11 protein-coding genes are annotated in these 12222 nt (G+C 40.8%); 8 read left to right on the top strand and 3 right to left on the bottom strand.

Annotated elements, in window-relative coordinates:
- The first annotated feature begins 109 nt into the window (after nucleotides 1–109).
- On the top strand, nucleotides 110–622 hold the full coding sequence (locus tag LS74_RS02455) for a ClbS/DfsB family four-helix bundle protein (RefSeq protein WP_034589264.1): 513 nt from the start codon (nucleotides 110–112) through the stop codon (nucleotides 620–622).
- Nucleotides 623–645: 23 nt separating this feature from the next.
- Here the strand turns inward: LS74_RS02455 and LS74_RS02450 are convergent, their stop codons facing one another.
- Genes LS74_RS02450 through LS74_RS02440 form a run of 3 tightly spaced genes read right to left on the bottom strand, consistent with a single transcriptional unit; the run spans nucleotide 646 to nucleotide 3903 of the window.
- Nucleotides 646–1530, bottom strand: coding sequence for a ferritin-like domain-containing protein (locus tag LS74_RS02450; RefSeq protein ID WP_034589262.1), 885 nt, complete (start codon nucleotides 1528–1530; stop codon nucleotides 646–648).
- A complete protein-coding gene (locus LS74_RS02445) occupies nucleotides 1530–2678 on the bottom strand; it encodes an MFS transporter (RefSeq protein ID WP_034589261.1) in 1149 nt (382 codons plus the stop codon). The genes LS74_RS02450 and LS74_RS02445 overlap by 1 nt, the downstream gene beginning before the upstream one ends.
- 16 nt (nucleotides 2679–2694) lie before the next feature.
- The gene (locus LS74_RS02440; protein ID WP_138128754.1) at nucleotides 2695–3903 is read right to left on the bottom strand and encodes a phosphoglycerate kinase; all 1209 of its coding nucleotides are present in this window, start codon (nucleotides 3901–3903) and stop codon (nucleotides 2695–2697) included.
- A 58-nt stretch (nucleotides 3904–3961) separates the two neighbouring features.
- Between LS74_RS02440 and hypF the strand changes: the two genes are divergently transcribed.
- The 7 genes from hypF to hypE are packed head-to-tail and all read left to right on the top strand — an operon-like array spanning nucleotide 3962 to nucleotide 12180.
- Nucleotides 3962–6496, top strand: coding sequence for a carbamoyltransferase HypF (hypF, locus tag LS74_RS02435; protein ID WP_236096775.1), 2535 nt, complete (start codon nucleotides 3962–3964; stop codon nucleotides 6494–6496).
- A 1-nt stretch (nucleotide 6497) separates the two neighbouring features.
- Nucleotides 6498–7241 (top strand): hydrogenase nickel incorporation protein HypB, encoded by a 744-nt coding sequence (hypB, locus tag LS74_RS02430; protein WP_034589532.1) that lies wholly within the window; start codon nucleotides 6498–6500, stop codon nucleotides 7239–7241.
- 9 nt (nucleotides 7242–7250) lie between these two features.
- On the top strand, nucleotides 7251–7523 hold the full coding sequence (locus LS74_RS02425) for a HypC/HybG/HupF family hydrogenase formation chaperone (RefSeq protein WP_034589533.1): 273 nt from the start codon (nucleotides 7251–7253) through the stop codon (nucleotides 7521–7523).
- Complete coding sequence (locus tag LS74_RS02420; protein ID WP_236096774.1) at nucleotides 7520–8290, top strand: glycosyltransferase family 25 protein; 771 nt, start codon at nucleotides 7520–7522, stop codon at nucleotides 8288–8290. The genes LS74_RS02425 and LS74_RS02420 overlap by 4 nt, the downstream gene beginning before the upstream one ends.
- 42 nt (nucleotides 8291–8332) lie before the next feature.
- Entirely contained in the window at nucleotides 8333–9460 is a 1128-nt protein-coding gene (gene hypD / locus LS74_RS02415; protein ID WP_138128750.1) for a hydrogenase formation protein HypD, read from the top strand.
- Nucleotides 9461–9493: 33 nt separating this feature from the next.
- Nucleotides 9494–11173 carry an AAA domain-containing protein gene (locus LS74_RS02410; protein ID WP_236096773.1) on the top strand — a complete coding sequence of 560 codons (1680 nt, stop codon included), beginning with the start codon at nucleotides 9494–9496 and terminating at the stop codon, nucleotides 11171–11173.
- Nucleotides 11170–12180, top strand: a complete 1011-nt coding sequence (hypE, locus tag LS74_RS02405; RefSeq protein WP_034589108.1) for a hydrogenase expression/formation protein HypE — start codon at nucleotides 11170–11172, stop codon at nucleotides 12178–12180. Before LS74_RS02410 ends, hypE begins: the two co-directional genes overlap by 4 nt.
- The last annotated feature ends 42 nt before the right edge of the window (nucleotides 12181–12222 follow it).

Below are 12222 nucleotides of genomic sequence, written 5' to 3'. Positions count from 1 at the left end.
TGATTGAATTTGTTTGGTTTTATGGATTTAAGATAGTGTTACTTGATGGTGTTGTGTTGGAGTCAATTGATTTGCTACAAAGATTTGGATTTTTTGAGAAAGGAAATAAATGCCTCGCCCTACGACAAAGTCGCAACTACAAGAAGCTTCACAGACAAATTTTAAAAAGCTTTTCGCAATTATTGAATCTATCCCGCTTGGTGCCCAAAATACTCATTTTGCCTACAATGAACGCGACGAGACACTTAAAGATGTGCTTATCCATTTATATGAATGGCAGATTCTACTGCTTACTTTTGTGCGGACAAATCTCAATAAAACCAGCGATTTTATCCCTTTTTTGCCGTCACCCTACAACTTCAAAACTTATCCAAAAATGAATTGGGCAATTAAAGAAAAACACCACGCCACTTCACTAGAACACGCAAAAAGTTTGCTTTATCAAAGCCATACAGAAGTAATGGAGCTTATCGCCACTTTACCGCATAAAACACTTTTTGTGAAAAAGCATTATAAGTGGTGTGGCAACACAAGTCTTGGTAGCTATTGTGTGAGCAGCACTTCAAGTCATTATGACTGGGCAATAAAGTGTATTAAAAAGTATGTTAGGGCTTTAAAGTAGATTTTATAATTCTGTAAGATGTGCTATGAATTTGTGGAATAAAGGTGTGTTAAACACTCCAACTCTTCAGCAGAAAAGCCTGCTTGTAGCCTTGCTTTGTGATTGAGTATCTTTGGCACGGAGTGGAATTGCTTAAAATTTTGAAGTATTGCTAGAAAGTCCTCTGGGCTTGTTTTGGTATTGGCATATCTCCACCAAAAATCCCCTTTTCTTACGTGCTCTATCTCATCGTGCAGGATAATCTCAAGCGTTTGTAGAATCTGCGGAATATTCTCGTGTTCAAAACGCTCAATCTTAGCTACCACAAAAGGATTTGCATCAAGTCCATTTGCTTCTAAGCCACGATGAAGCAATGCCATTCTATCTCTAAAATCCTGTGTAGCACTCTGTGCGTCAAAAAGCTGGGAATGCACAGCAAAATCTCCATATTCATAGCCTAAACTATGAAGTGAATCTAGCAAAAGTCTAAAGTGATTTGCCTCTTGCAATGCCACAATAAGCCAATCTCGGTAATATTGCAGGGGCAAATGTCTAAAGCGATACATCGCATCAAGGGCTAAATCAATCGCACTATATTCAATATGCACGATAGAATGCAATACTTTAGCAAGGGATTGCACGCTTTTGATATGCCTTGGGCGGCGGATTTTTGTAGGGTGGGTGATAGTGCAAAATCGCTGATATGATGGGGTGCGAAGTGGGCGAATAGGGGAGTGAAAGTCGGTAAAAAAATGCTGTATCTCCTGCGTTTGGAAGCTAGATTCTAAATAATAAGAATCTAGCGTGTTTGAAGGTGGATTCTCACTTTCTAACAGCTCTTGTGCCATTTGCTCTATATTGGCAATAAGCTTCAGCTTTTCTTCTGGGCTTTGAGCAATCATTGCTTCAAAAATCAGCGTAAAATCCATTAGGCCTCCTTTTTGATATGAGTCATATGATGGTAAAACACAAATGATGTAAGGCTAAGAGTGATTGCAAGTGAGATGATAAGCATTTGCCAACCAAATAGCTCAAAAACAAAAGATGAGAGATAAGAGCCTAGCGTCCCGCCTGTGTAATAAAAGCTGAGATAAAGCCCACTTGAAGCGGCTTTATACTTTGGAGTGAGTGAGTTGTTGAGAGCATTTAGCACGGAGTGTGCGATAAATGAGCCAAAGCACATAACAAACATTCCCACATATATCCACATAAGCGAATGCAAAAGAAAGACACACAGCCCTAGGGCAAAAAGATTTAGGCTTAAAAAAATGGTTTTTTCTCTGCCACCACAAAGCTTGATGATAGGATTAGCAAGAAGTGAAACGACAATCCCTATGCTATAGCCCAAATACAGCCTACCAAGCTCATTTTGACTGATATGCGGAAACATCTCTTTTGCATAAAAAGGCAGAGTGTTAAGCACAGCCTGAAAACTAAAAAACATCACAAACACGCTACCTAGCACCACTAGCGAAGTTTTATTGCCAAGTAGTGGGAGAATCTGTGAGAATGTAAATTGAGTAAGCTTGGAGGCTTGATTTGCAATCCAAGATAGGCTAAAGATTCCACCTAGTGTTAAGCTCACTCCCAAAAGGATAAAGCATATTTGCCACGAAAAAAGCTCTGTGAGATATGCTCCACCCATTCTGCCAATAAGCCCACCTGCAATGGTGGAGGCGATATAAATGCTGACATTAAACTGCAAAGAGCCACTTTGTGAGCGTGTGAGAATGGTAAGTAGTGTGGTAAGAATAGCTGGGAAAAATAGGGATTGAATAAAACGCAAGAGTAAAAAAGTCTCCAAGCTTTCGCACCAAGCAAGGAGAATTTGAAAGATTCCTGCAACAAATAGTGAAAGACTTAAAATCAATTTTGGTTGATGATTTTCTAAAAAATAGCCATAAAAAAGCGGTGCAAATGCCATAGGTAAAAGTGTGATGGAAGTAATGGCAGATGCGTTTTGTGCAGTGGTGTTAAACTCTAGGGCTAGAAGCGGTAAAATCGGTTGGGGGATATAGACGCTAGAAAGCGTTATGATTGCTATATAGACAACGCTAACTTTTGTCTTTGTATCCATTGTTATGCCATTTTATTTACTTTTGCTCCAGCACCTTAAATGCAGGGAGAATCTTACCTTCAAGTAGTTCTAAACTCGCCCCGCCACCTGTGGAGATAAAGCTCATATTATCTCTTTCCCCCGCCCTATCAATCGCATCAGCCGTATCGCCCCCGCCAATCAGGCTAAAAGCATAGGTATCACTCACAGCGTGAGCGAGATTAAATGTCCCACGAGAGAAGGCTTGAATCTCATAGATTCCCAAAGGTCCATTCCAAATAATCGTTTGAGAATCTCTCACCACCTCGCTAAAAAGCTTACTTGTCGCAGGTCCCATATCCACCGCCATAAAGCCCTCTGGCACATCTTGTGCTGGTGTGATTTTAATCTGTGTATGCGTTTTCACATCATCAGTGCTTACCACATCAACAGGCAGGTAAATTTTTACCTTTTTTTCCCTAGCGTGTTCTAGAATCTTTTTAGCCTCCGCCACAAGATCTTCTTCCACAAGGGATTTTTGCATATCATATCCACAAGCTTTTAAGAATGTATTGCTCATTGCCCCACCGATGATAATCTTATCCACAACATCAAGGATATTGTATAAAAGTGCGAGTTTTGAACTCACCTTGCTACCGCCAACGATAAGCAACACGGGCTTTAGCGGATTTGCCATAGCTTTGGCAAAAGAATCTATCTCTTTTTTAAGAAGCAGCCCCGCCACACGCTCTTTAGCAAACTCCGCAATTCCGCAAGTGCTAGAGTGCGCTCTGTGGCTTGTCCCAAAGGCATCATTGACATAAATATCACAAAGAGCGGCAAGTTTTTGCGATAAATCTTTATCATTTTTTTCTTCCCCAACGCAAAATCTAATATTTTCTAATAAAATCACACTGCCACTTGGGCTTTGCTCCTGTAATAGTGCTGCTTCCTCAATGCTTTCTGCAAACCCCACATTTCGTCCCAAAAGTCGCTCCACACGCTTGATAACGTGTTTGAGTGAAAATTCCGCACTTCTACCCTTTGGGCGTCCAAGATGGCTTACAAGCACAATATTTTTAGCGTGATTATCAATGCAGTAATTAATCGTAGGCAGTGCCTCGCGGATTCTCGTATCATCAGAAATGTCAAAATCTTCGTCCATTGGGACATTAAAATCCACACGGATAAGCACCCTTTTGCCATTCACATCAATATCTCTTACACTTTTTGTATTTTTCATAAGTTCAATTCCGGCTTCTTTCATTACTATGCTCCTTTAAAAATAGTGCGGTATTTTAGCATACTTAATCTTAGAAATTTGAGTGTTTTTAGACAAGAATTGCATAAATATTTGTATGCTAGATTCTATCAAGTTTAAATGCTATACTTCGCATATGAAAAGTGCCTATATACAAGTTCCCAAGCCAGATGTAAAAGATAGAGATATAAAAACCGCATACGCCATAGAGCTTTTTGGCATAATCCAAGGCGTGGGATTCCGCCCATTTGTGTATCAGGTAGCCACGAGCTTAAATCTCAAAGGCTATGTGCAAAATCGCCATAATTCTCTCTTTATCTATCTTGAATCTACTTCAACCCAAAGTGAGCAGTTTTTGCAGCAGATTTTGCAAAATCCCCCGCCAAATGCCGTTATACACGCTCACACAATGCACCAAGTCCCTTTTGTTAGCCCCCCTTATAGCGATTTTAGAATCCTTGCTTCAAGCACAGAAAAGCAAGATGACAGGCTCTTTTTGCCGCAAGATGTAGCGATATGTCAGGTGTGCTTACAGGATATGGGCTGTAATACAGGACAAGGTATAAAACAAGATACAAAACAAAGCTCAAGGCAGAATCCACGCTTTAAGGACTATGCTTTTACCACCTGTTCTTATTGTGGGGCTAGGCATTCTATTATCCACGCTCTGCCTTATGATAGGGCTAATACTTCAATGCGGGAATTTAAAAAATGCAAAGATTGTGAGCGTGAGTATCACACTCCCACAAACCGCCGATTCTACGCCCAGCCCATATCCTGCAATCAATGTGCCATTAGAATGCGTCTTATTATCCCTAGTGTTGAAAAATCTTACATATTTGCCTACCCCAAAGCCACAAGTGATATTTCGCTCCTAGCCCTTGTGGCTCAAAAAATAATGGAAGGTAAGATTATTGCCATTAAGGGTGTAGGCGGGTTTAATCTCATCGCAAGTGCAGCTCATACACAAGCCATTATGACATTAAAAAAACGCAAAAATCGCTCAAAAAAACCCTTTGCTATTATGTTTAAGAATCTGCAAGACATAGCCTCTGTGGCGGAGATAAATGAGAGTGAGAAACAAGCTCTATTATCCCCACAAGCCCCCATTGTGCTACTCAATAAACGCCCTTATAATCGCCCGCATAATGAGCGTGAAAATGCGATTCTAAGTCAAGATGCCCTAGAGCTTATAGCACCGCAAATATCAAGCATTGGAGCGATTTTGCCCTACAATGGCATAATGCACCTGCTGTTTAGATTCTTAAATATTCCGCTTATTTTCACAAGTGCAAATGTCAGTGGAACGCCTATTATCACTAGTCTTGATGAGCTTATGGAAAAGCTTAGTGGCGTGTTTGATATGGTGCTTGATTATGATAGGGAGATTACCCACGCCCTTGATGATAGTATTATGCGTTTTATGGCAGGGGAGATACGCCCTTTGCGTTTATCGCGTGGCTTTACACCGCTATTTTTACCCTTTGGAAGCAAAAAAATGTGCTTAAGCCTAGGAGCACAGCAAAAATCAAGCTTAAGCATAGCCTATAAAAATACGCTTGTTAGCCCATATTTTGGGGATTTGCATAGTGTAGATTCTATATGTCGTTATGAAAAAGAGCTGCAATTTTTCCTTAGCCTTTATGTGAATAAGCCTAAGGTGATAGTGAGCGATTTACATCCGCAGTATACTTCAACGCATTTAGCTAAGAATCTTGTAAATGACACAGCCTTGCTAGATTCTGCTACGGATTCTGCGACAAGTTTAGATTCACCGCAATTTTTACAGCTTAGTCATCATAAAGCCCATTTTTATGCGATTTTGGCTGAATCTAGTGCCTTAAACAATGATGGCTTTGGCATTATATGGGACGGCACAGGCTTAGGCGAAGATGGGGGCATTTGGGGCGGGGAGAGTTTTATATATGATTCTAAGCATAAAAGTATGAGTAGAATCTTTTCTCTTAAGCCCTTTGCATTGCTAGGCGGGGAGGGGAGTATCAAAGAGATAGGTAGGCTCACACTAGGCTTGTTATGGAGCTATGGCATACAAACGCAGAATCTAGCGATAGAAAAGAGAGAGAATATAAGCCTTTTGCAAAATGCGTTTGAAAGCAAAGTGTTTTTAGGCACAAGTTCTATGGGGAGGCTTATTGATTGTGTGGCGTATTTGCTTGGGATTTTAGAAACTCAAAGTTATGAGGGGCAAAGTGGAGCATTATTAGAATCTTATGCTTTGCGTGAAAGGGCGGAAGTCTCTCCCTATCCATTTAAGATTGATAATGGCGAGATTGACTGCAAAGCGATGATAGAAGAGATTCTAAAAACGCAAGATAAGGCAAGGGGGGCAAAGCGGTTTTTAGAGACTTTGGCATATATGGCTTTAGAGATGAGTGAAAAGGTGCTAAAAACAAAAAGGGTGTGCGTGTATTTTAGTGGCGGGGTGTTTCAAAATAAGTTTTTGTGTGATAGAATCCACGCTTTGTTTAAAAAACATAATATACCTTTTTATATGCATAAGATTTTACCTTGCAATGATTTTAATATTAGCTTTGGACAGGCGGTTTTTGGCAGTATGGAGCAACATAAGGAGATGTAAAATGAGTGAAAAATTTGAAGGGCTTAATCGCAATGAGCGATTAGCAAATAACGCAAATTTGAATAAAAAATCTGTTGAGATTGTCCGCAAGATTCTCTCAAAAAATGATGTAAAAGCAAATGAGCTAAGGGAGCGGTATAAAAAGCTTGGTGTATATGTAGTGAATCTTATGAGTTCGCCCGGTAGTGGGAAAACGACATTGCTTGAATCTTTAAGCGAGTGCGAGGGGTTACGATTTTGCGTCTTAGAGGGGGATTTACAGACAAATCGCGATGCGGATAGGCTAAAGACAAAGGGGGTGAGTGCCCATCAAATCAGCACGGGGGAGGCGTGTCATTTGGAAGCCTTGATGATAGAATCAGCTCTCAATGATCTAGAAAAGCAATGCGATTTTGCGGCAATGGAGTATTTATTTATAGAAAATGTGGGGAATCTCGTGTGTCCGGCAAGCTATGACTTGGGGGCGAGTTTGAATCTAGTGCTACTCTCAAGCCCGGAGGGTGATGACAAGGTGCTAAAATACCCTACAATGTTTATGTGTGCGGACGCGGTGATTGTGAGTAAGGCGGATTTAATGGAGCATTTTAATTTTAGCCTTGAACGCGTGAAAAATGACTTAGCACAGCTCAAGGCAAATGTCCCGCTTCTACTCACTAGCTCTAAGGATAGGGCGAGTATTGAGAAAGTGAGAGATTTTATAAAGCAGAGAAAAGCACAAAATTACCATTCAAATCATCAGTTTTAAGGAGCGAAAATGTGTCTAGCTATACCCTCTAAAGTTGTGGAGCTAAAGGAGAATAATATAGCCGTAGTGGATACGCTTGGTGTAAGGCGTGAGGCGAGTTTGGACTTGCTAGATGAATCTGTGAAGGTGGGGGAATGGGTGCTGTTGCACATAGGCTTTGTGATGAGCAAGATTGATGAGCTAAGTGCGATGGAAAGCTTAAGGCTTTATGATGAGATTTTAAAAGCAATGCAAGAAGAAGATGAAGCGTTGCTTAATGCTAATGGCGGAGTTAGAGAATGAAACTTTTCATCATCAATCTCGCTCAAGCCACGGAACGCAAAGCTTTAATGACAAAGCAATTTGAGAATCTAGATTCAAAATTAAAAGAAAAATATGAGATTATATTTTTTAATGCTATTAACGCACAAGAAAAAGAGCATTTAGATTTCAAACAATACTCTAAAATAAAAAGCTTACTTTTTCGTGGAAAAGAATTAAGCGATGGAGAAAGAGCTTGTTTTGCAAGTCATTATACACTTTGGCAAAAATGTATAGAATCTAATGAACCCATAATCGTGCTAGAAGATGATGTTGAGATTCTCCCGCATTTTTGGCAAGAGCTAGAACGGATAGAACAAAGTGAGTTTGCGTATGTAAGGCTTATGTATCTTATCACAAAGGCGAAGTTTTATGATTTGCAAAAAGGCTTTTACTTTACTTTTAATAATGTCTCTGGCGCACAAGGCTACTATCTCACACCCACAGCTGCAAAGGCATTTATAGAATCTGCTAAATCGTGGTATCGCCCTGTTGATGATTATATGGATATGTTTTATATCCATAAGATTCCTATTGTATGTGTGAAGCCTGTGATACAAGAAGTGGGGGTAAATACTACAATTAGTGGGCGTGAGCAAAAGCCATCATTGCTTCTTAAAATCGTGCGAGAATGTGTAAGATTGCTTTTTCAAACAAGGCGATTTATTTTTCTATTCTTTTTTAAAAGCACACTTCTTTTGCCAAAAGAATCTTTGCAGAAAATACGCTGGGGGGGGGGGGGGTGCTAAAAAGCAAAGATATATTTAATTTATAATATTTTGGAGCGTGATATGCCAAATTTAGATTTGATAAGCTTAGATTTGATTGAAAATTTTCGCGATAAAGATGTAATCGCAGGCTTTGCTAAAAAGATTGCGATTCTAGCTCAAAGTTTAAAGCAAAAGCTTGTGATTATGGAAGTGTGTGGCGGACATACGCACACACTTATGCGATATGGGCTAACTCAGCTTATGCCAGAAAATATTGAGTTTATCCACGGACCGGGCTGTCCAGTGTGTGTAATGCCTAAAAATCGCATTAATCAAGCCTATGAAATAGCGATGCAAAAAGACACGATATTATTAAGCCTTGGCGATATGATTAAGATTCCGGGTTCTTTTGGGAGCTTGGCAGATGCAAGGGCTAGGGGGGCTAGCGTGCAGTTTTTGTATTCCCCACTTCAGGCTTTAGAGATAGCAAAAAATAATCCGCAAAAAAAGGTTGTATTTTTTGCCATAGGCTTTGAGACAACAACGCCAATGACTGCCGCCCTTGTGGAAAAAGCCCTGCAAGAAAATATTACAAATCTCTTTTTTCACATTAATCACGTGCTTGTTCCCCCGCCATTATGTGCGATTTTAGATTCTAAAAATTCACGCATTAATGCTTTGATTGCCCCTTCACACGTGAGTGCGATAAGTGGAGCTAAGATTTATAAAGATATTGTAGAGAAGTATAGTATTCCTGCGGTGGTGAGTGGTTTTGAGCCGGTGGATATGATGGAGAGTGTGTATAGGCTTGTGAAGCAAAAGGTGGAGGGCAGAAGTGAGCTTGAGATTCAATATAAACGCGTAGTCAGTATGAGTGGGAATCTTAAAGCCCAAGCATTGGTAGAAAAATACTTTACCAAACGCAAAAGCTTTGAGTGGCGTGGGCTTGGCAATATCGCAGATTCAGCTTTAAAACTCAAAGAGCAATACGCATACATAGATGCTGAAGTGGTGTTCGATGAGATTTTGAGTAAAGATTCTGTGGCGGATAATAAGGCTTGTCGCTGTGGGGATATACTGCGTGGAGTGGCAAAACCCTTTGACTGCAAAGTCTTTGGCAAAGCTTGCACGCCAAGCAATCCTTTGGGAAGCTGTATGGTGAGTAGTGAGGGGGCTTGTGCGGCGTATTATAAATACGGCACATTATAGGGGTGTAATGGCGTGTTACAAAATGGTGGCAGTATGAGTGAGATAAAAAAGCGACTATGCGATGGGGCAAAGCGGTATTATGAGTATCTTTCATCACATAATCTGGGTTTGAGTGAAATCCCCATTAGTGTGCCGACATTGCAAGATGATACACTTATTCTTTCACTTAGGGGCAATGTGGCGGATATGGATTTGAAGCTTAGTAGTGCTTTGATTTTGGATATAGATTCTACGCATTATATGGTGGGCGATGAAGAGAATATTGAGCTGCAATATTATGATGAGCGTCAAAAGGTTGTGTATCTCACGCTAGATTCTACACTCAAAGAGAGCGTGAAAAAAAATCTAAAAAAGCTTAGACTTTTTAGCGATTTGAAGTTTTTGGTTAAAAATGTGGAAGAGTTTTTTGAAAATTTTGGCGATAGGCTAAAGCTACCTACATATATAGAATCTAGCGTTATTCCCATTATCCCCACTTTGAGCGGAGAGCAAAATCAAGCCTTAAAAGTCGTGCTAAGTGAGCCTTTAAGCTATGTATGGGGACCACCCGGAACAGGTAAGACCCAAAAGGTGCTGTTTGAAGCGATTTTGCATTATATGAGACAGGGTAAAAGAGTGGCGGTTGTAACAACGACAAATAATGCCTTGGAGCAGGTGCTTATTACGCTTATTAAGCAATTTGATACGCTAGGGCTAGATAGAAGCAGTATTTTGCGGCTTGGCACACCAACAATGGGCTATATGAATGCGTATTGGCAGACTTGCGATCCTAGCTTGTTGCAGCAAAAGGGAGCAACGAATCTTTTTAATTTTCAAGATACACTTAAAACTCGCTTGAAAACAGCTTGTGTGGTGGGCGTAACCCTTGATGGCTTTATCAAGCGATATGAGAGTTTGGAGCTAAGTTTTAGCCATATTTTTTTAGATGAATGTGCGTATGCACCGCTGATTAAAACCTGTGCGTTATGCTTGGAAGGCACACCACTGGCTTTTTTTGGCGATCATAAGCAGCTGTTTCCCGTATGCGAAATGCCAAAAACTGCTCTTATGCAACAAGAGAATGAAAATGCGTTTGTGTGGAATCTCTCTGCTTTGTTTTTGGAATCTTTTTTTAATGGTGAGAAGCCTAAAAATCTCGCACAAGCGTATGAGCAAAGTGGAGAAATCCCACAATATAGGCAAATGCGATGTGTAAATCTAAGTCGCACACATCGCTATGGGGATAATCTCGCACAGATTTTGGATAGATATGTATATCGTATCGGGCTAAGGGGCAAAGATGAGCCTATGGAGATTTTTGCTATTGATAGTGGAGCAAAGCAAGAGGTAGAGACACAAATCAGTCAAAGTGAAGTGAAGGTGTGTGAGATTCTAAGCACAAAGCTAAAAACGAGTGAATATGCTATAATCACGCCCTTTGTGAAGCAAAGGCAGAAGCTTGGGCTTAAAATCCCACGCGATAGGATTTTTACCATTCACGGCTCACAAGGACAGGAGTTTGATAATGTCATCTTTTCACCGGTGAGTTTGCATTATCATTTGACAAATTCATATCAAACCCACGCCCTTTATGCCCTAAATGTAGCTATTTCGCGTGTGAAAAAGCGACTTTTTATCGTGTGCGATTATGCCTTTTGGAGCAGACAAAAAGAACAGCTTTTATCAGCGATCTTGCAACAAGCTCAACTTATCACTTTAGAGGACTTATTATGAAACAAACACAAATTACACTCTCTCAAGGCAGTGGGGGATTAGAATCTAATCTGCTTTTAGAAGAGATTATATATGAGATTTTGGGCGAGGTGCTTGTGCATAGTGGCGAAGATGCGGGGGTATTTGACAGCAAAAAGCCCTTAGCCATAAGCACGGATAGTTATGTGATTAGCCCGATTTTTTTTCCCGGTGGCGATATTGGCAAACTAAGTGTGTGTGGCTCAAGCAATGATGTGGCTATGCGTGGGGCAAAGCCTATGTATCTCACACTTGGCTTAATCCTTGAAGAAGGCTTTGAGATAGAATCTTTAGAAAAGATTTTAGTTTCTATCAAGCAAGAAGCCCTTATGGGTGGGCTAAAGATTCTATCAGGGGATACAAAGGTCACTCCAAAGGGCAGTGTGGATAAAATATTTATTAACACCACGGCAGTGGGGGAGATTCAGAGTGCGGAATATAGTGTGAAAAATTTAGCCATAGGCGATGAGATTATCGTAAGTGGGGCGATTGGCACACACGGAGCGGTGATTTTCTGCCAAAGAAATGAGATAGATTTACAAAGCGATTTACAAAGCGATTGTGCGCAGCTTTACCCTATGCTTGAGAGATTAAGGGAATGTAAGATTCATAGTATGCGTGATGCGACAAGGGGGGGCTTAGCAGCGGTGCTGAATGAGTGGGCTAAGGCTATGTGCGTGGAGATAGAAATTGATGAGGGTGGCATTCCCATTTTGCCGCAAGTGAAGGGGGTGTGTGAGATTCTAGGGCTTGAGCCATTGAGCCTAGCAAATGAGGGTGTATGTGTAATGGCTGTGCCACAGGGGGAGAGTGAAAGGGTGCTAGAGATGTTGCATTCCCATAGCCTTGGCAAAAACGCGTGTGTGATAGGGCGGATTAGCAAAAAAGTGGATAATGTCAAAAATGCACGGGTGATCATCTCTAATGCGTGGGGGGCTAGGAGGTATGTGGAGTATCCACAAGGGGAGCTACTCCCTAGAATCTGCTAATCTGCAGTGTCTCTTGGGTGCTTTTCAGGGAGTTTGCTTTTT

Source organism: Helicobacter magdeburgensis (genome assembly GCF_000765825.2).
GTDB lineage: Bacteria > Campylobacterota > Campylobacteria > Campylobacterales > Helicobacteraceae > Helicobacter_C > Helicobacter_C magdeburgensis.
This window is presented reverse-complemented; position numbering and strand designations above follow the sequence as displayed.